The sequence below is a fragment of the Leptolyngbya sp. UWPOB_LEPTO1 genome (assembly GCF_017302695.1).
Lineage (GTDB): Bacteria > Cyanobacteriota > Cyanobacteriia > Leptolyngbyales > Leptolyngbyaceae > Leptolyngbya > Leptolyngbya boryana.
The window spans coordinates 1-20,185 of sequence record NZ_JAFLCJ010000046.1 but is presented as its reverse complement, the minus strand read 5'-3'; the positions used below and the strand labels follow the sequence as shown (position 1 = coordinate 20,185).

Sequence of the window (20,185 nt, the reverse complement as noted above, 5' to 3'; positions counted from 1 at the left end):
CGAATCGCTTGTTGTCTCAGGTAATTTTGGGTAGTTGGATTCAGCAGTCGAGCATCGGGTTTCTTCATGTCTCGATTCTAGCAATTCTCTCCTTACTTCTGCATTCTCTTCGATTGCCAGGTTAATAGAATGATGAACCGGGCTAAGTAGCTAAGCTTTAAGTTGATGTCAATGCTTTGCCGCCATTTTTCTTAGTAGCAGAAAGATCCTGATCGGGTGCAAGTGCTTTTGGAGAAACTTGCACATCTTCAGGATGCCAGGTCGAACGCTTGGAAAGCTTCGCGTAGGTTGCCAAAGCTTGAGCAACAACTTGATCCATGTTGTAGTACTTATAAGTTGCTAATCGTCCTACAAAATGGACATTCGGTGTCGCATCTGCGATCGCTTTATATTTCTTGTAAATTTCAGCATTTTCGGGACGGGGAACCGGGTAGTAGGGATCGCCTTCTGCCTGCGGTAGCTCGTAAACAATACTGGTTTTAAGATGCTCTTGTCCAGTTAAGTACTTGAACTCAGTCACCCGAGTATAGGCATGTTCGTTTGGATAATTGATCACCGGAGCGGATTGGAAAAGAGGCTTATCGTGTGTTTCATGTTTGAATTCAAGCGATCGATAAGGGAGCTTACCAAAGCGATAGTCAAAGAATTCGTCAACAGGTCCGGTATAAACAATTTCTCGATAGGGAATTACTTTCTGAATTTCCCGATAATCTACATTCAGCATTACCTTGATATTAGGATGTGTCAACATGTTCTCGAACATGCGAGTAAATCCATGCAGCGGCATTGCTTGATAGGTATCGGTGAAATAGCGGTCGTCGCGATTCGTTCGAGTTGGAACTCTGGCAGTCACCGATTTATCTAGTTCGGATGGATCCATACCCCACTGTTTGCGGGTATAGTTACGAAAGAATTTTTCATAGAGTTCTCGCCCAACCTTGCTCACAACCACATCTTCAGAAGTGCGAATATAGTCTTTCTGCTCTGCAACTGATGCAAAAAACTCTTCGACCTGAAATGAAGTAAGCTTTAGCCCATAAAGCTTATTGATTGTATCAAGATTGATAGGAATGGGAAGCAGCAAACCATCAACACTTGCAAGAACACGATGTTCATACGGTCGCCACGCTGTAAAGTTCGAGAGATAGTCAAACACGTCGCGAGAATTGGTATGAAAGATGTGCGGCCCATAGCGGTGAACTAAAATACCAGCATCATTGTAATGATCGTAAGCATTACCCCCAATATGATTTCTGCGATCGCAAATCAGGACTTTCTTACCTGACTGACTTGCTAATCGCTCAGCAATTACACTTCCTGCAAAGCCAGCACCCACGATCAGATAGTCAAACATTAGAAATTCTCCGAGAATTCAAAATCACAGTCTCAACTTGCTGCATCATTCCTGCCCAAGTCTGATCCCAAGACATTTGAGCCAGAAAAGCATCAACGTGTTCAGGCTGTCCCTGCTGCATCGCAAGCTCAATTTTTTCAATAAAGTCCTCGAGTCGATCGGCAATATGAACGAAGCCTTCTTGACCATAGGGACGAATCACATCACGAATCGAAGTCGAAACGACAGGCTTACCTGCTGCCAGATACTCTGGCGTTTTGGTTGGGCTGATGAACTGAGTTGATTCATTCAAGGCAAAAGGCAATAAGGCAACATCCCAGTTCGCAATATAGTGCGGCAATTCTTGATAAGATTTACTGCCTAAATAGTAAAGATTAGGGCGCTGAGGAAGAGAGTCTAAGTCTATTTTCGCAACGGGGCCAATGAATACCAGTTGCCAATCAGGTCGAGCTTCAGCAATGCCATCGACTAACTCTAAGTTCATGCGCTCATCGATTACACCATAAAACCCTAAGCGAGGATGAACAATACAAGCTTGATCTGGGGGATCAACGGTAATGCTTTTTGCTTGAGCAAAATGTGCGACATCAATGCTGCTAGGAAACGCATGAAGATTAGAATGCTGATGTTGTTTTGCTTCGTACAGGCTTTGTCCTCCTGTAAAAACGACATCGGCTCGCTTGAATAGCTTTGTCTCCCATTCCCTCAGGGTTTTAGAAGCTCCTTTGAATGCCGATAGCTCATCCATGCAGTCATAGACAACACAGCATGCCTCAAGCTGCTCAGTGAATGATAGTGCGATCGGGGTATAGTACCAAAGAATTGGTGCAGCAATACTATACTCTTCAAATAGCTCATCGATCAGGGTTTGCAGCATTGCTGAAACCATCTCTTGGCTCATCCCTTTAGGCAAATGGGGAACAACAACCCAAACACCACACTCACGTCTGCTGGTTTCCAATCGCCAAGATGCACTCGATTTAAAGATCGGTTCTTCAATAAAGAAAGTTCTTCGTTGGGATGCACAGCGACTCAGGAGATGCTGAGGACGTTGATAGACAAAATCCCAACGTAAATGAGATAAACAGACCAGATCCGGTGTATTTAAATTAGCTGCATCTTCCTCAGAAACATCAAAATTAGAAGCCTGAAATTCTTTTGTTTTCAATGCATCTGTTTTCAATGCATCTGTAAGTTGCTTTTGCCTTATCTGGCTTGAACTAATATAGCCATCCAATCCTATGTTAAATGAGGACATAGATTCTTTGAGGTTTAAAAGGTTAAGTAGAGTATGATTACTACTTCAACAAAAGTAGATTGAACGCATTTGAATTGCTTCTGTCTAAAGAGATGAGATTGGTTGATCTAAAAGGGTAAAAAGACTCGAAAACCAATAAATAATTAAGCGCTTAATGTAAACAATAATGGTCATTCTTAATACATAAAAACTTTTTCTAATAGAAGACTAAATCGCTTATTTTCATCTTCTTAACAGATATGAATTCATAGATTTTTTGTCTGATATTTTCTCTCGTTCGTAGTTGTCGAACACTAATATCTCTCATCAAATCTAGAAGAAATGGGCTAATTTCTGAAACTTCTTCTGCCCCAGGGATGAATTAAATTAAGCTAAAATATAAGCATAAGTACTCTTGATCTGAGCAGAATAGGTCCAGAAAAAATACATCGCCTTTTTTGAATAAAATTTTAAATTCGACTTAGGATATATCATGTCTTTTGAATTGATGTATCAAAAAGATCGTCATTCAAACTGTAAACTTTCATCAAGAGTATTAATTTTGATGTTAGGTTTTAGTCTTGCTATTTAAAAGCATTGAAGCCAAGAGCAACTTCTCCTAATTGAAGGAGCAATCTTCCATGAAACTACTCGGTAAAAGCCTCGACACAACCGCTCATTCTGTCTCTAGTCCGATCGCAATTTGTCGTCAACTCGAAACAGGTTATCCTCGTCCGCAACTTCAGCGATCGCAGTGGATAAACCTCAATGGCTCCTGGAAATTCTCCTTCAACGATCAAGGAAATTGGAAACGCCCAAGTGACATTTCGGAATGGACTCACACGATCGAAGTTCCCTTTGCTCCTGAATCTGAGCGAAGCGGCATCGGTGATACTAACTTTCATCCCTATTGTTGGTATGAAAGAGAATTTGAAGTTCCGATCGATCATCAAAGAGTCTTGCTCCACTTTGGCGCAGTTGACTATGAAGCTTCTGTTTGGGTGAATGATCACTTTATTGGCGGTCATGAAGGCGGACATACCCCATTTAGCTTTGACATCACCGATTTTCTCAAACCAGGAACAACTCAACGCGTGACCGTCTTAGCACAAGACGACCCACATGATCTCGCTAAACCTAGAGGAAAACAAGATTGGCTTCCAGAGCCTCACAGCATTTGGTATCCTCGTACAACTGGAATTTGGCAAACTGTCTGGGTCGAGTGTGTACCAGAAACCTACATCTCAAAAATTCGCTGGACACCCCATTTTGAGCGATGGGAAATCGGATTTGAAGCATCAATGGCAGGTGCAAAATGCGATGACCTGTATATCAAAGTTCGTCTGAGTGTGGACGATCGGCTTCTCGTCAACGATATGTATGAGGTTGTAGATGAGGACATCAATCGCCGGATTGCGCTTTCTGATCCTGGCATTGATGACTATCGCAATGCACTGTTATGGAGTCCTGAAAAGCCGACGCTGATCAATGCTCAGATCCAGCTTTGGCGCGGAGGATTTTTGATCGATGAAGTGAAATCCTACACGGCGATGCGAACTGCGAGTATTCAGCGCGATCGCTTTATGCTCAATGGTCATCCTTATTATCTGCGGCTCGTTTTGGATCAAGGATATTGGACAGATACCTTGATGACTCCTCCGTCTGATGAAGCCTTGCGCCTAGACATTGAACTCACAAAGCGAATGGGCTTTAACGGCGTTCGTAAGCACCAAAAGATTGAAGACCCTCGATTCTTGTATTGGGCAGATGTCATGGGACTTTTAGTCTGGGAAGAAATGCCAAGTGCTTATCGATTTACGCGCAAAGCGATCGAACGCATTACACGAGAATGGGAAGAAGTGCTCGATCGGGACAGTAGCCATCCCTGTATTATTGCTTGGGTGCCCTTTAATGAATCTTGGGGAGTTCCCAACCTTGCCGAAACAGCAGCGCAACGGCACTATGTGCAAGCACTTTACTATCTGACAAAAACGCTTGACCCGACTCGTCCTGTGATCGGTAACGATGGCTGGGAAAGTACCACGACAGACATTCTGGCAATTCATGACTATGATAGTCAGCCTGATCGTCTTGCAAAACGCTATGGTTCTGAAGTAAAACTTTCGGATCTGTTTGAGAGCCAGCGTCCTGGTGGTCGAATCCTTACCCTAGACGGCTATCCTCATCAAGGACAACCCATTATGCTGACTGAGTTTGGAGGCGTTGCCTACACTCGCCCGACTGATACGCAAGCAGATAAAGCCTGGGGCTACGATCGTTCCTCAGATGTGTGCGACCTACAACTGCGGTATCACAAGCTTCTGAACGTGGTAAACCGCGTCGAAATGTTTAGCGGATTCTGTTATACCCAGTTGACCGACACCTTCCAGGAAGCAAATGGCTTGCTTTATGCCGATCGCACTCCTAAATTTGAGATCGCAGCGATCGCTTCTGCAACGCTCGGGCACGAAACACTGACAGAAATTTCAGAATGTGCAGTACAACCCCAATGCAGTGGTGCTTGGCAAAGCTAAAACACAGCATTCTGAATGACATGAACGCTCCCACGCTGATAACGGCTCACGTTCCGGCAAGGGGGCGTTTTTTCACATCAATGCTGTGACCGTGGTGTTAGACAAACACTCAAGCATGTTGACTTACCCTAAAACCTTGCATCTGCCATAAGGCTCACTTCATAGATGCTATTCTTTGTGCTTATCCGCCTCAAATTCCATTCCAAAGCAGAACTGATTCGCAGTCAACTGTTCTGCTTAGAGAACACTTTGTGACAAAGCTTAGTATACAGGGAACCTTTTTCTTGATTTAGGAAATTTGACTAGCGGTAGAGAGCATGCTGCATTGATGTCAATATCATCAGGATGCACACTTATCTCAAGTCTTTTTAGTTTAACGCAGTGAAGTGACTATCTCGTTGATAGAAAGTTCTTGCAGTCTATTTGCTATTTCAGAAATAGTAATTTTCTCAAAAGCTGATTGGCTTCACTGAGTTTCTTTGCAAGTAATACTTTTACACCTAAATATAGGTTCTACCTTCAGAAATGTTATGATAAGCCACATTTCGCCGGATGCTTTGTCTGCGTGTACTAGCGCAGAGTCTCAAAGCTCAGAAGTAGCATTTAACAAGAATGTTGCCGACCTTTGGAACCAATCCCCCTCTTACAATCGCAAAGCTTTAAATACAGGAATTGTCCACTTTGGACCAGGTCGTTTCTTCAGAGCACATCTCGCCCGTATCATTCATGAGCATCTTTCTAATCAATATCAAGACCTAAGATGGGGCATCTGTGGAGTGAGTCTCAAAAGCCGAAGCGCGATCGCAACCTTGCAGCCGCAGAACTTTCTGTATACCTCAACTGATCGATATAGCGGCGATGAAATCCATGAGTCGGCAAGGGTCATTGGCTCAATCAATCAGATTGTCGATGGGATAACAGAGCAAGACTATGTGCTGGAGTTAATGACTTCACCTTCTCTGCATCTTGTTACGCTGACGGTGACTCAAGCAGGGTACTGTCTCGACCAAAATTTCAACCTCGATCTGAGTCACGAGTCGATCGTGCATGATCTGAACCGTCCTGATCGTCCGACTACTGCAATTGGGTTTATCGTTGAAGCGCTTCGTCGTCGTCGAGAGCGTGATATAGCACCGTTTACTACCCTATCCTGCGACAACTTGCCTAGAAATGGAACTATCTTGCAGCATGCTGTATTGACTTATGCAGATCAAATTGATCCTGCATTCGCTGACTATCTTATCAATCAGGCAGCATTTCCAAATACTGTAGTAGACCGAATTGTGCCCCAAAAGCATGAGTCGGATGATCAGCATCCCTACAGACTCCTACAAGTTCGCGATCGCGCTCCCATTGTTACAGAACCATTCTGGCAATTTGTAGTCGAAGATAAGTTTACGAGCGATCGCCCCTTGTGGGAAGAAACCGGAGTAACGATGACAGACGATATTACTCCGTTCTTATACATGAAATCGAGATTTCTGAATGCAGTTCACTCTTTTATTGCTTGTCTAGCAGTGAGAGCCGGAGTTGAGTACGTCCATCAATGTCTCAAATCGCCAGAATTTTACTCGTTTATTCGGCTCTTGATGGAGGACATTGCTGCTGCCACTCCGGTTCCTGACTACATGTGTGAGCAGTACATCGAGCAGGTATTACGTAGACTGAGTAATGAAGCACTGCCTGATTTAATTGCGCGAATTTCAGCAGAAACCGCTCGAAAATTAGGCAAATATATTCTTCCGATTCTACAAGACGCTCATGCTCAAAAGCTGAATTTAGAGCATCTAATGCTCCCGATCGCCGCATGGATGCTTGCTCTACAAGACGGCATCAGCGAAACGGGCACAGCTTTTCATGCAAATGATAAAGCAGATGTCATTATCATGGCTCAAGCAGGTGCAGCATTGAGCCAAATCCTCGGTCTAGAGAAATGCGAATGTACTGACACTTTAGATCGATACTGCGATCGTGCATTGCGAGAGATTCGGACTCGTGGACTATCAGCGACACTTAGATATTACAGTGAGGAGCCTATTCAGAATGAAATTATTCCAGCCGCATAAAGTTGTTCTGTTTGATCATGATGGAACGATTGTTGATAGTGAAATTATCGCGCTCAAAAGCGCGTGGAAGCTCACTGCTGAAGTTGCTTGCGAATTTCCCGGCGCACAGTTTTATGATCTACCTGAATTTATTAAAAACTTTGCAGGAAAGCCCTATCAAGAGATTCTGGCGCAGATTTATAAAGACTCGCCTATGGCTCTGACCGAAGCTGATATTCAGCATCTTGTATTAGAAGAAGAGAATCGTGCGATCGATCACCTCAGTCTCGAAGCACAAGCAACCGCAGGAACGTCAGATGTATTGTCTGAATTGATCAGGCAGGAAGTCGAATTCGCACTAGTCAGTAATAGTAGCCTGCGACGGCTCAGAGCTTGCCTAGTTGCTGCTCAGTTGAGCGATTATTTCACGAGTGAACATTCCGCAGAGGGAAACTGCCGAATCTTTAGCGCAAACGACTCTCTTCCGGTTCGACGACCTAAACCCTTACCAGATATTTATCTCCATGCTGCCAGATGCTTAGGTGCAGATATCACAAGCTGTGTTGCAGTTGAGGATTCAATGAGCGGAGTGAAGTCAGCGATCGCTGCTGGAATTCCTATCGTTATCGGCTATGTGGGCGGAACTCATATCACGGAGAATGAGCGCAGCGATCGAGTATCTGCACTACAAGCAGCAGGTGTTCAGCATGTAATCGAAGACATGCGCAATTTGATTCAATTACTATAAATCAGCCGTAAGAATGAGTTGTTGATAGTCACTCTTTCTTACTTTTTAGGCATATGCTCAAATTCGCTCAACCCATTAAATAGAACTATGAACATAGTTGGTAGAGTAAAACTTCCCAAGTCTTCGGATATTTCCGATCTATATATTCGATGTAATGAAGCAGCATCGCTCGATGTTCAGGAAAATAGTAAACGAGCCGTCTTACAGCAGGGAGGAGTTGTCTCTTCAAGCTCTTATTTTAATTCGTTTTATGAAAATTACTATGTCAAATATACCTCGCTTAATTCTATCTACTATCTTCTGAAACTCGAAGGTGACTTTAGAGTTGCGATTTATAGAGAAGTACAGAGCGGTGAAAGAGAGACAATTTTAGAAGAGAAGATTGAGCAATGCCAACTCTCAAAACCTGTTAAGCTTGCACCGATCAATCTAGTTCAGACTGAGAAAGCTGGCAGAATTTACCTTGAAATTACTTGTCTGAGTACTCAGGGCATCTTTGCAGCAGGTTGGATTGCAACAGATCAACCCAAAGAAAGAGAAGTATCACTCGGAATCGTCATCTGCACTTTCAAGAAAGAGAACTATGTTCGAGAAACATTAACAAGTCTCTTACAAGACGAACTTCTGCAAGATAAGAGCTTTAAAGTGTTTGTTTCTGACAACGGCAGAACGCTAGATCATAATGAGTTTAATGATCCGAGAGTCAAGCTCTTTCCTAACAAAAACGCTGGCGGTAGTGGTGGATTTACCAGAGGCATCATGGAAGCTCTAGCAGAAAAGAGTTCCTCTCATCTTCTATTGATGGATGATGATATTGAGTTAGAAAGCGAAAGCATTTGCAGGTTGTTCGCAGTGCATGAGTATGCAAAGACTGAGTTCATCATTGCAGGCGGTCTACTTGATCTTAATAACAAACAAGTCTTGTACGAAGCAGGAGCAACCTACAACGAAGATCCAGCAACAAAGGGTGCATTTGGCTCGTTAACCGCTCTCAATTATAGAATTGACTTAAGCCAAAATGCATCGCTCAATCAATTGCTCGTTGAAGAAGATGCAGATTATGGTGGCTTTTGGTTTTGCTCATTCTCTCGGCAACTTGTCGAAAAACTCAACCTGCCGTTGCCACTCTTTATCAAACTGGATGATGTTGAATTTTGCCTCAGAGCGAAAATGACATTAGGCATTCCAATCGCGACATTTCCTTCGATGGCAGTTTGGCATATTCCTGCCTCTGCTAAGAACTTAAACTGGGAAACTTACTATTATTTCCGCAATGATCTCATTACATACGCTGTGCATTTCTCGCCAAGCTATGAGCATACTGTCAGTAACTTGACGCAAGAAATTGCACTTTCTTTGTTAATGCCAGACTTCGATCGCGCTCAAATGCTCATCAAAGCCTTTGACGACTATCTAAAAGGTCCAGACTGGATTATGAGCATCGATCCAGAAGTCGTACATCCTAGCACGCTCAAACTCAGTCGCAGTTACGAAAATCAGCAAAATGTTGATTTATTGACCAATGTTCAGCTTATGGCGCAGTGGTCTAGCATTGTGGATAAGGGCAGGACAGAATGGTCGATCGCAAGTAAAAACTGGAAAAATGCTGCACAAGAGCTGATGTCTCATACTTTTTGGCAGAAATATCTAGGGTTGAAAGAACCCACACTTTCAAGCTCAATTCGCCACTCGCTTTAGATTCCAGTGATAGAGATCGGCTGAATGATGTTGATATTGTTTGAAATCCACATAATCAGCCGATGCAACCACTCTTTAAACACGCGCAGTTTACTCTAGATCTTGACTCAGGAACTTCGCTAATTCTGAGCAACTTTACTTTATGGCTAGTACTCAGATTGTGGCTGTGTATCCCTCAGTCGATAGCTCTCAGCATTTCATTTTGGGATTCTGACGGTTGCGGAGTTTCCCAGCGATCGAGAATCACTGCATTTGACACATTACCGATGATATTCATCACCGTTTTGAATCCATCCGTTAACCGATCAACGCCTGCCACGATCGCAATTCCCTGTAACGGTAACCCTGCTGCGCTCAGAACAGTTGTCATCATAATAATTCCAGCGCCTGGAACTCCTGGGGTACTAAAAGAAACCAAAAAAGTACTGAGTGAGATCGCTAAAACTAAAGATGTGGTCAGTGGAATATCGTACATTTGAGCAATGAACACAGCATTGAATCCTTGCAGAATGGCAGAGCCATCGCGTTTTAAGGCTGTCCCTAACGGAATTGCGAAACTTGCGATGTCTTCGCGCAATCCATACTCTTCCTGAACATCTTTGAGTAAGATCGGGAGCGCTGCGTTAGAACTGGCTGTTCCAAATGCTAAAGATAGTGCAGGAACTAGACTTTGTAGTAATTTGATCGGTTTTGCTTTGAGAAAAAAGAGGATCAATAGATAAAAGCCCACCATCAGCAGACTACCGACGAGGAGAAAGAACACATAATTAAAGAGCTTAAGAATCAGTTGCAATCCCTCTGTCGCAATCACCGAGCTAATCAAAGCAAACACACCGATCGGGGCGACGTACAAAATGAGAGAGAGAACTTTCTCAAAAATTGCATAACAGCTCTCAACAAAGCTGACGAAACTCGCTGCCTTTTCTCCAACAAGCTGAATCGCTACGCCGATCAGTGCTGATGAAAAAATCACCTGAAGCAAATTTCCATTGCTCAACGCTTCGATCGGATTCGTCGGGATCAAACTGACCAGCCAATCAATCAGCGACTGAGATTGTGCGATCGCTTCCATATCGATTGTTCCAGACCCGGATACGCCAACTCCAGGACGGATCACCACTGCCAGCACCAATCCCACAACGACGGCAACTCCGCTTGTTAAGCAGTAACTCAAAATCAGCTTGACGGCATAGCGTCCAACCTGAGCCGCATTTTGAATCCGAGTCAGCCCCAAAATTAGTGAAGAAAACACGATCGGGACAACCACGAATTGGATCAATCGTAAAAAAGAAGTCCCCACGGGTGTGAGCAAATACTGATCGAGTGGAGCGATCGCACTCGGAAAGAAATCATGTAACACTGACCCAAATCCAATCCCAATTCCCATCGCCACGAGGATGAGCGTTGATAAACTCATAGCTGACATCAAGTAAAAACTGCCCTCAATCTATCATCGTCGATTGCCCCAAACTGCTTGACGCGCAACTTTCACAGTTTTATGTCACATTACAAGATGTAAAGATTGCGCAATCCCGATGGAATTAAAAGTTCTCCCAAAACAGGCAATTCTTGCCAAAACCTTTCACTGGATCAATGTTGTCAGTTTATTCATCATGCTGACCAGTGGAATCCAGATCTACAATGCCAATCCTGTGTTTGGAGGACGGCAAGGTATGACCATTCCGCCCATTTTTGCATTAGGGGGATGGCTGGCAGGTGGGCGAGATTGGCACTTTGCAGGCATGTGGCTTTTCTCACTCAATTTAGTTTGGTATGGGATTTACGTACTTGTGACCCGGCGATGGCGGCATCGATTTGTGGGCACAAACGATATTCAAGCCCTGCAAACTGGAAAGAATCCCAAACGCAAAGCGTATGCGTGGCATCGACTCGTTTATACGTCGATCGTGCCGATTCTCCTGCTCGCCATTCTGAGCGGGATTGGTATGTATAAACCCGCTCAATTTCCTTGGATTGTCGAGATGTTTGGCGACTGGCAAGCGTTGCGAGTGGTGCATTTCCTAAGTGTGCCAACGGTGATTGGATTTGCGATCGTTCATTCTCTCCTCGTGCTGAAAGTCGGCGGCAGTCGCCTCATCGATTCAATGTTCTGGTAAACCTCATGCAAAACTTTTCGCGACGTGACTTTCTCAAAATTGCTGGCATTTCAAGCTCAGGGTTAATTCTGGGTGGCTGTGGAGTCCCTATCTTTGCAGATGTGGTTGGAGCCGTTTCAGAACCCTTCAATCAAAAATTTGAAGAACTGCTATTCAAGCCCCAAACTCCCGTGCCAGAATTCGCAGTGAGTCAGATTGAACCGGCTCAATTGATCGTCAACACCTTCGGATTCACCCCACAAATCGATCCTGCTCGCTTCCGTCTGATCATTGATGGCGAAGTCAATCAACCGATGTCACTTAGCCTAGAAGACATTTATAAATTACCCTTGACCTCAATGATCATTCGTCACGTGTGTGTCGAGGGTTGGGCAGAGATCGTGCAATGGGGCGGAGTTAGACTGCGCGATTTAATTCAACTCGCACAGCCTAAACCCGGTGTGCAATATGTCTATTTTCAATCTGCCGATCGCTATTTAGAAAGTTGGGATCTGCGATCGTGTTTGCATCCTCAAACACTGATGGCTTATCAAAAGAACGGTCAACCCTTACCGATCGAAAATGGCGCACCTCTCCGCCTCGCCTCCCCGATCAAATTAGGCTACAAACAAAGCAAATGGGTGACTCGCATTACGCTCGTCAGCCAACTCGGTCGCTCAAAAGGCTACTGGGAAGATCAAGGCTACGAATGGTTTGCAGGATTATAAAGTCTTACATTCAATGTTCATGTTTCACCTGTGCTCAGCCTTCAAAACCGACACAATTTGTGGGCTGAGCAGAGCCGAAATCCGATCATCGCAGTCTATTTAATTCAGTCTTTTTGAATCAGGTTCTCTCAAATATTTAAGACTTACCCTTCTTCTGATCCTCGATAAATCGGCAGTAGCACATTAAACGTCGATCCATCTCCTACCCGGCTCTTTACCGAGATAGAACCCCCGCAATGCAGCAACAATTTTTGAACGATCGTTAAACCCAATCCAGCCCCGCCCATATCTTCATCCACCGCTTGCCGCACCCGATAAAAGCGATCGAAAATCTTCGGAATCTCTCCAGCCGCAATGCCAATGCCCGTATCGCGAAACTCAAGCTGCACATAATCACCCTGCTGCTTCGCTCTCACCCAGACCTGTCCCCCTCGCGGTGTGAACTTGATTCCGTTGTGCAACAGATTAATCACAATCTGCTTCAACCAAGTCGGAAAGCACGAAATTGCAGGCAAATTCTCTGGAATCGTATAGGCTAACCGCACCCCTTTCTCTTCTGCCAGTGGTTGATATGTACTCACGACTCCCGGTACAATATCCCCCAAACTTAACGCCTGAACCGTGGTTTGCTCTGCCATCTGATCTAAGCTCACGAGATCGAGCAAACTTGTAATCAGTGAACTTTGGCGATCGCATTCTCTCGCCAACAAATCCATATAGCGCTGCTTTTGAGGTGGCTTTAGACTCGGCGAATTTAGCAACGTCAATGCCGTTTTCATATTGGTCAATGGCGTGCGTAACTCCTGCCCTACATTATGCAGAAACTCATCTTTCAACCGAATTGTACTCAGTAATTCCTCATTCTGAAGCTGAAGCAAATTCGCCATTTCAGCTTGTTTGCGATGGGTACTTGCCCGCTGCCATAATTCCTCTTGTCGCTGAATATGCTTGGTCAACAGTTGATTGACGAGCATCGGATCGAACGTCTCCCACTCTGGCAACGTCGCACTCCTAGGCATAAGAGGCTGTAAACTTGCGATCGCTTCGCGCACGACGATCGGATCAACGACCAAAAATGCCATCAAAGACTGCTTCTTCTCAGTGCCGTCTTCATCCACTTGAACCAGCGTATCCCCTTCCCGTAAAACCGGGGCAAGTCTTGCCCGATGCCCCACTAACAAACCACAAAACTGTTTCGACCAGATCAGCAAAAAATATTCTCGTCTTAACGGACTCTCCGGCGATACTAAAACTGTTGAGGGCTGGTTTGTCCCCGTCCGCTCAAGCCCTGCGAATGCCTGTTTTAAGTCAGCATCGGGATTGTCGTCTCGCTGATTCTTAAAGCAGTGAATTTGTTGATCCGCCCCTGCTCGCTCCAAATAGCGATCAAACTCTGTTTGCCACGCATCTCCCTTCGGTAACTTTACCCATACCGAAGCTGTATCATTCTGCTCAACCAGTAGATCGAGGAGGCTACTCATCAATGCCTTAAATGTCACCGGGCTAACTTGCATCGCAAACGGCGCTGAAGTCGAACCCGCGACCAGTTCATATAAAGAAATCTCAGAAGCCAAAACTGATGTCATAGAAAGTTATCAAGGGAAATGGGGAACAAAAAGCAGAATCGTGCAATCTGAATGTTCTTCTATATCTATCCGCAATTCAAGAAAATAGATAAGAAATTTTGAATAATCTTCAGATATATAGAAAAAAAGCCGGAAATTACGGAGAAAATAGCGTTTTTAGGAATAAACGCCACACTTTCATCTCAGCGACTGTTCCTCAGCAGTTTACTCTTCCTATGTCATTTCAGCACGAGGGATCTGACCCTAGAATTCGTCAGATGCCTTGATTTCTATCCCCATTAATCATCCGCAAGATATAATTCTTTGACCCATAATTCTGCCTTTTTATCAATGATTTTTAATAAATGGTGACATAATGTGGGCGTAATCAGTTGAGAGGCGACTGAAGCCTTTCAATATCAACCGTCGTTTTCACTGGAGAAATCACTGCAATGGCTGGACAAATGTGCTGGTTGGCAGGATTGGGTGGGGGTACGAAGATTCTGCATTTACGTGAACAGTCCCACCAAACTTGGACACCTTATCACTCGTTTCCCCAATACCGCGTTCCCGATTTACAAATTCGCGGCGCATCGAAGGGATGGACAACTTATCAGAAGCTTCGCAATGCCGGATGGTCTCTGATTGCAACGGCAGATGCCTATAAACCCCAATATTCTCAATCGGAAGCAATCAATCGACCGTCTTAGATTGCAACTTCGCACTAGCCTAGTCTTGCTTGTGCGCTATATTCACTCGCTTTGGTATAGTCTCCAAGCATCGAGAATGCTGACTTGAGATTGCTGAGTAAATACAACTCCAATCGCTCATCCTGGTTCTGACGTGCCAGTTCCAATCGCTGCTGATAATATTTGATTGCGCAAGTCGTTCGACCTAATGCTTCATAAGCCACACATAGGCTCCCCAACGCTTGTTCCTGTGTACGGACATCACCTAATTTTTGTGCAATCTCAACTCGCCGCAGATTATATGCGATCGCAGTTTCATAATTTCCGGTCACATTACAAGCGTTGCCTAAATTCCGTAAAACCTGCAATTCCAACCGCTGGTCGCCTAATTTACCTGCTAACTCCAATCGTTGTTGGTAATAAGCGATGGCTTGCTCAAAATCGCCGAGCGCGTAGAAGGCGTTGCCTAAATTCTTCAAAATCTGTCCCGTGGCGACATAATCTTGCAATTTCTGGGCGATTTCCAATGCTTTCTGCTCACACTTGATCGCGATCTCCGGTTCATTTGCTGCCTTGTAGGCTAATCCCAAATTGTTCAGGGCTGCCATCTCACTCCGCTGATCGCGAAGTTCCTGCGCTAACATCAAACTCTGTTTCTGATAGTCGATCGCTTTCTCGTGGTCTGCAAGATGTCGATACGCATTTCCGAGTGTTCCCAACAGTTTGACGCTACTGAGATACTGCCGAATTTGCTGCGCTAGGACAAGACTCCGCTGCGAATAATCGATCGCTTTTGCATACTCGCCCAACGTATAGCAGACTTGTCCTAATGCCTCAAGAGCCTGCTTTGCGCCTTGCTGATCATTCATTTCCCAATACAGAAGATGCGCTTTCTGCAATGTATTGAGCGCTGCATGGAGTTCTCCGCGTTGATGTAACTCTATTCCCAAGTTCAACAGTTGATTTGCCTCGGCACCATCTGCATGGAATGATTCTGAGACAACTCTGTTCGCATCTTCGATCGGGAGAACAGTGTCGCGCTCCACTGAAAGCTGATCGTGCTTGGGATTTGAATCAAGAGTCATAGCAACACCCCGCCCTACGTTAGGATTTCAGGAATTTCACCCTAGAGCCTAGCTTGTTCATCCCTGTGGAGCGTTCCGTGAAACTGCGAGTTTTACTTCTCCAAGCACGGTGCCAGCTAAAATCTGCCTATTTCTGTTCGGTGAGCCACTGAATAATGAACTCATTGACAACCTCTGGACGCTCGTCATGGGGGCAATGTCCTGCATTAGGAATTGAGACGAATTGCACAGGCTGGGAGTGGACAAGGGATTGGTAGATTTGTGATCCTGCGATCGGTGTCCAAGGGTCTGCCTCCCCCCAAATCACCAGAAGCGGGGATTGAATATTCGGTAATAACTCGGTTGGTTTCGGTCCCGGCGGTGCCATCAACACAGATGCAAAGACTTGCTGAGCGCCTGGGTGACAAGACGGTTCATGCAATAAATCCACTAATTCATCTGTGATCGCCTCCGGATCGCGGTAAACCTGCCTGAGACTGTTGCGAATTCGTCCTTTCTGACGCACTTGATCAAACATCCATCGTCCAAACTGCTTTGATCCAACCAATTTGGCAAATGTTCCCATGACCAATCGCAACGGCAGGTTTAACTCCTCCGGGCGATGATTCAGTCCGCCTGCTGGATTGAGCAAAACTCCACCTGCTGCGATTTCAGGGTGATTCGCTAAAATCATGAGGCAGAGCAATCCCCCGATCGAATTTCCGATAAACACGGTGGGTCGCTGAATGTTTGCTGCCCAAAAATCTCGAATTAATTCCACCCAAAGTTCAACGGTGTAGTCGAGTGCAGGCTTTGCCGATCCTCCAAATCCGAGCAGATCGATCGCATATACCTGATATCCTGCCTGTGCCAAGACTGGAATATTTTTTCGCCAATGCCCGATCGAAGCTCCGAACCCATGAATCAATACCAAAGGCTCCCCAGTTCCCAGGACGGTGTACTGAATCGAATGCCCTTGCCAATCCCACGTCAGTTTCTCAAACGTGGGCAGAGAGACGACTTGATTTGCAGTGCCAGTCATTTTATGAAGTTTTCTTAACTAATCTTCACTTATATTCTACTTCTTTCTCGGCTCTGGCTCTGAGGATTGCAATGCCCGATCTAAAATGGTGCGGGCTTGTTCGGCTTGCGATCGCGCTTCTCGATATCTCAGATTAGTCTGGGCATAGCTTTTCAAGACTTTAAAACCTTCTTTCAGCCCATTGATTTCTTCTTCGGTGACGAGATCATCTGTGAAGAGAACATCGATATGCTTCCGAACTTGGAGGGCTTCCGATCGAGATTCCTGTGCCTTTAATTTCAAAGTTGCCAGACTGCTCAACGTTTGCACAGCTTGATTAATCGCGTCTTCATCACTGGAAGGCTGACTACCAGGGTCTTTAATTTCGATAAAATTTTGCGGTCCGAAGCCATCTGCCAAGTCTGTTGGTAGTTTCCCTTCATCCATCAGTTCCATGAGTTGATCCATTGCTTTCTCGCGGGCTTTGGGCGAGTCTTTACCGGAAACAGTGAGGATAATTTCGGGGCTTTGAGCGAGGGTGTACTGAACCATTGAATGTAGCGCTAATTAACAATAAGAATATACATACTAACCTTATCTCTGAATAATGCGAATTGACCGGGGAGATCTCTGCAGTTAGGTCTCGAATTTTTTTGTTGGAGTTTCTTGACAGTTCCAAGTTAGTGTGCGATATTAATAAAGTACCAAATGCGGGTATAGCTCAGTGGTAGAGCGTCACCTTGCCAAGGTGAATGTCGCGCGTTCGAATCGCGTTACCCGCTTCCTAAAAAAGTGACTGCTTGGTTCTTGCAATCGGCAACTGTCCTAAAAATGTCCTAAGGCTGAGCAGTTATATCCTAGCTCGGATAACCCTTTAGTGAAAAGCTTGTTGCATCCAGTTAATCTCTCTCTCATTGTTAACATGCAAATTTTTTGACTTATGACTGTTTGCTATTCAAAAGTCTAAATTCAAACTAATCTTGCTCAAGCCGACTTAGAGATCGCACTGCTTTTGTTCCCTAAATTGCACTCAGTTCAGAAAGAAGGAAAAAAGAATCTCACTATTACCTATTTGATCTCACACGGTTTCAGATCTGATGACCCTATATTCACCTAACTCCAATCTTGAAGCAAAGCGCTAGAAAATAGGATGTGGAGAAGATCCTAAGTACAACTCACTCTGAACTCAATTCCTCACAGGCAAGAGTTTCTATTTCCCTTGCTTCAATTTTCGCTTCATCTCTAAATACTGCTGAAACTTAGGATCGGAAATGCAGCGATCGATAAATTGCTCCAGTTCATCTTTCATACTGCTATCAATGAACTGACAATATTCTCGAAAGAGATCCCGCTTGCCTTCTGGTAAGTAGAATCCTAGATATTCTTGTCCGGGGCGCTTTTCAGACACGAATTGATCAACCATTACATTAAGACTCCGATCATAAAATGTTACGAATCGAAACTCCGATTGTACGGTACAAATGGTACGTAAGGTATTACGATGGAACTTAACCTGTATTGAGTTCCAAGCATGGAAGAATTCTTAGCGCTAGAAAATAGTGATGATTCGCTTGATAGTGAGCGTGACCTAACATCGGATCGAGAACGCATCAGACACTTACTGATTGGTTCACCGCAAGCCGTTAAGAGAACGATTCATCTTCTGCATTCGCTTGGATATGCAGAAGCAGGACTATGGAGTAAACCACAAATCGCAGGTTCATTAGGACAACCGGGAGAGGTTGTGAGTATTTTGATTAGGAATGTTTTGACCAAGTGATTAGCTAAGGGAGTGAATTACTCCCTCGTAAAGAAACATGGTTGTTAGGGAGGTTAGAGGAAACGGGACTCCTGACAACGAGTCTCTTATCCTAGCAAGCATAATCAGCAAACAGAGTAGCAACTCTCCTGCTCTTCAAAATTTTCTTATTATTAAGGTATTAGAACTTAACTTCTCTAATTTGGGCACTTAAGGTTTTCAGGGCTTCTTCTGTCTCATTCAATAAGGTAAAGGAGGGTTCTATAGAAGTCTCCTTAAGATTTGATGTGAACTTTTCCAGTCTCTCCAAATTGGTTTTTGGGTTATTAAAATACTTCGAAACTGAAGTAGTGATATTATTAACTGTCGAAATATATTTAACTCTAAATTCTAAATATTTTTTGGATGCATCTTTCAAGGAGTTAAAGAGATCTTTATTGTTTCTGACCCATACATCTAAGGGTCGCTCTAAGAGTAGATCTATCCAGAAATCTTGCATGAGTTCAGGAAATCCACTGTCATCAAGATCTAAGCTCTTGAAGCTTTCTATGTTCTTTTTCACAATTTCCTGACACTCTTGTCCTAACAATCCAATTATCTCCTGCTCTTTTCTTTCAGCTTTCTGGGGGAAGTTATATGTCAATTTTCCGACATAAAATGCTGCTAGATCTGAGGCAAAATTAATTAGTAGTCCTATGATAACTGTCGAAGATAGTTCGCTAGGAGTATTTTGATTCCTAGCATAAACGTAAAGAAAATAGCCTGCTCCGCTTAATAAAGCAGAGCCAAGAACGAAATATACAATTCTTTTCGTTCGAGCTTTTCTCAGTTTCTGAATGTTATGTTTCCAGGTAAGAATTGATTCATGGAGCTTGCTCTGTATTGCTGCGTTGATGTTGGGGACAAGGTTATTATTGATATCATCCTCAATCTCCCTTTTTAACTCAATATCAAGATCTCTAAGCTTTTCGCTTATCCACTCGCTCGAGTTTATATCAGTAGAAACCCTTTGCTTATTAATTAGCTCTTTAACCTCCTTCTGTAACCTTTCAACATCTCTTTGAATCTGAATTAGCTCTGCTAAACTCTCATTGAAAAGCTTATCTCTACCTGGGAAAATATACTCCTGAGCATTCTTCTTGTTATTTTCTTTTTCCTCTTCGGTGAGATTTTGAGCTTCCAGATTGTCAAGACTTTGCCCGAGCCCGAGCCTCGCAATTAGCTCTTTGGTTTGCGAGGAGAAAACAGCAGTTCTATATAACTTAATACTTTCAAAAAAAGCATCAATATCCCGAGACAAACTTTGAATCACGTCTCCTAATATATTTTCATATGCTTTTACAGGCATTTGAGAGCACAGTTGACCATGCAAAGTTTCTACACACGAATCTAGTGTTTTACAATCCTGTATAAAGGAATCAGAGATTTTCTTCAGATTTCTATTAGCACTATTAGACACAGCTTCAGATGGAAGATAATCCTTCCCATCATTCTCATCTTCCACAGCAGATGAGATGTAGTGAGGTGGAACCAAAAAGCTGGACAGGTGAATAAGCTACCCCCCCTCAACCTCATGGTAAGAGTAGATTATGAGCCAAAACAAACGCAAACAACACAGTGCCCAATTCAAAGCCAAAGTCGCACTTG

At 44.1% G+C, this 20,185-nt stretch carries 17 protein-coding genes and 1 tRNA gene; 9 read left to right on the top strand and 9 right to left on the bottom strand.

The annotated features are described in order from the left end of the window. Positions 1 to 157: 157 nt before the first annotated feature. Together glf and J0L70_RS31140 are read right to left on the bottom strand one after the other, a co-directional pair. Positions 158 to 1,354 (bottom strand): UDP-galactopyranose mutase, encoded by a 1,197-nt coding sequence (gene glf / locus J0L70_RS31145; protein ID WP_287457221.1) that lies wholly within the window; start codon positions 1,352 to 1,354, stop codon positions 158 to 160. Next, a complete protein-coding gene (locus J0L70_RS31140) occupies positions 1,347 to 2,612 on the bottom strand; it encodes a glycosyltransferase family 1 protein (protein WP_081614711.1) in 1,266 nt (421 codons plus the stop codon). The genes glf and J0L70_RS31140 overlap by 8 nt, the downstream gene beginning before the upstream one ends. Before the next feature lie 620 nt (positions 2,613 to 3,232). Between J0L70_RS31140 and J0L70_RS31135 the strand changes: the two genes are divergently transcribed. The 4 genes from J0L70_RS31135 (at position 3,233) to J0L70_RS31120 (ending at position 9,616) form a co-directional block, all read left to right on the top strand. Then, positions 3,233 to 5,125 carry a glycoside hydrolase family 2 protein gene (locus J0L70_RS31135; protein ID WP_268242517.1) on the top strand — a complete coding sequence of 631 codons (1,893 nt, stop codon included), beginning with the start codon at positions 3,233 to 3,235 and terminating at the stop codon, positions 5,123 to 5,125. A 530-nt stretch (positions 5,126 to 5,655) separates the two neighbouring features. Continuing rightward, on the top strand, positions 5,656 to 7,191 hold the full coding sequence (locus J0L70_RS31130; protein WP_287457218.1) for a mannitol dehydrogenase family protein: 1,536 nt from the start codon (positions 5,656 to 5,658) through the stop codon (positions 7,189 to 7,191). Further along, positions 7,169 to 7,918, top strand: coding sequence for an HAD family hydrolase (locus J0L70_RS31125; RefSeq protein ID WP_017285586.1), 750 nt, complete (start codon positions 7,169 to 7,171; stop codon positions 7,916 to 7,918). The genes J0L70_RS31130 and J0L70_RS31125 overlap by 23 nt, the downstream gene beginning before the upstream one ends. A gap of 87 nt (positions 7,919 to 8,005) precedes the next feature. Continuing rightward, on the top strand, positions 8,006 to 9,616 hold the full coding sequence (locus J0L70_RS31120) for a glycosyltransferase family 2 protein (protein WP_287457216.1): 1,611 nt from the start codon (positions 8,006 to 8,008) through the stop codon (positions 9,614 to 9,616). Positions 9,617 to 9,791: 175 nt separating this feature from the next. On the opposite strand, the gene J0L70_RS31115 is transcribed toward J0L70_RS31120, so the two are convergent. Then, positions 9,792 to 11,033: a dicarboxylate/amino acid:cation symporter gene (locus J0L70_RS31115; RefSeq protein ID WP_026148321.1), complete on the bottom strand. Its 1,242-nt coding sequence runs from the start codon at positions 11,031 to 11,033 to the stop codon at positions 9,792 to 9,794. A 118-nt stretch (positions 11,034 to 11,151) separates the two neighbouring features. On the opposite strand from J0L70_RS31115, the gene J0L70_RS31110 reads away from it, so the two are divergent. Beyond that, complete coding sequence (locus tag J0L70_RS31110; RefSeq protein ID WP_017285583.1) at positions 11,152 to 11,733, top strand: cytochrome b/b6 domain-containing protein; 582 nt, start codon at positions 11,152 to 11,154, stop codon at positions 11,731 to 11,733. A gap of 5 nt (positions 11,734 to 11,738) precedes the next feature. Then, positions 11,739 to 12,440 carry a molybdopterin-dependent oxidoreductase gene (locus J0L70_RS31105; RefSeq protein ID WP_287457215.1) on the top strand — a complete coding sequence of 234 codons (702 nt, stop codon included), beginning with the start codon at positions 11,739 to 11,741 and terminating at the stop codon, positions 12,438 to 12,440. Between the two features lie 143 nt (positions 12,441 to 12,583). Here J0L70_RS31105 and J0L70_RS31100 read toward each other — a convergent pair whose 3' ends face one another. Continuing rightward, positions 12,584 to 14,026 (bottom strand): ATP-binding protein, encoded by a 1,443-nt coding sequence (locus J0L70_RS31100; protein WP_017285581.1) that lies wholly within the window; start codon positions 14,024 to 14,026, stop codon positions 12,584 to 12,586. A gap of 431 nt (positions 14,027 to 14,457) precedes the next feature. Here J0L70_RS31100 and J0L70_RS31095 point away from each other — a divergent pair, with 431 nt between their 5' ends. After that, positions 14,458 to 14,715, top strand: a complete 258-nt coding sequence (locus J0L70_RS31095) for a hypothetical protein (RefSeq protein WP_017285580.1) — start codon at positions 14,458 to 14,460, stop codon at positions 14,713 to 14,715. A 14-nt stretch (positions 14,716 to 14,729) separates the two neighbouring features. Here J0L70_RS31095 and J0L70_RS31090 read toward each other — a convergent pair whose 3' ends face one another. From J0L70_RS31090 to J0L70_RS31080, 3 genes are all read right to left on the bottom strand, one after another. Next, positions 14,730 to 15,779: a tetratricopeptide repeat protein gene (locus J0L70_RS31090; RefSeq protein WP_017285579.1), complete on the bottom strand. Its 1,050-nt coding sequence runs from the start codon at positions 15,777 to 15,779 to the stop codon at positions 14,730 to 14,732. Positions 15,780 to 15,906: 127 nt separating this feature from the next. Then, positions 15,907 to 16,800, bottom strand: a complete 894-nt coding sequence (locus J0L70_RS31085) for an alpha/beta fold hydrolase (protein ID WP_017285578.1) — start codon at positions 16,798 to 16,800, stop codon at positions 15,907 to 15,909. A 36-nt stretch (positions 16,801 to 16,836) separates the two neighbouring features. After that, positions 16,837 to 17,331, bottom strand: coding sequence for a hypothetical protein (locus tag J0L70_RS31080; RefSeq protein WP_017285577.1), 495 nt, complete (start codon positions 17,329 to 17,331; stop codon positions 16,837 to 16,839). Positions 17,332 to 17,489: 158 nt separating this feature from the next. Between J0L70_RS31080 and J0L70_RS31075 the strand changes: the two genes are divergently transcribed. Continuing rightward, positions 17,490 to 17,561 (top strand) — tRNA-Gly (locus J0L70_RS31075). A 428-nt stretch (positions 17,562 to 17,989) separates the two neighbouring features. On the opposite strand, the gene J0L70_RS31070 is transcribed toward J0L70_RS31075, so the two are convergent. Then, on the bottom strand, positions 17,990 to 18,202 hold the full coding sequence (locus J0L70_RS31070; RefSeq protein WP_287457214.1) for a hypothetical protein: 213 nt from the start codon (positions 18,200 to 18,202) through the stop codon (positions 17,990 to 17,992). 108 nt (positions 18,203 to 18,310) lie between these two features. On the opposite strand from J0L70_RS31070, the gene J0L70_RS31065 reads away from it, so the two are divergent. Then, a complete protein-coding gene (locus J0L70_RS31065) occupies positions 18,311 to 18,559 on the top strand; it encodes a hypothetical protein (protein WP_287457212.1) in 249 nt (82 codons plus the stop codon). 160 nt (positions 18,560 to 18,719) lie between these two features. On the opposite strand, the gene J0L70_RS31060 is transcribed toward J0L70_RS31065, so the two are convergent. Further along, positions 18,720 to 20,072 (bottom strand): hypothetical protein, encoded by a 1,353-nt coding sequence (locus J0L70_RS31060; RefSeq protein ID WP_287457210.1) that lies wholly within the window; start codon positions 20,070 to 20,072, stop codon positions 18,720 to 18,722. Between the last annotated feature and the right edge of the window lie 113 nt (positions 20,073 to 20,185).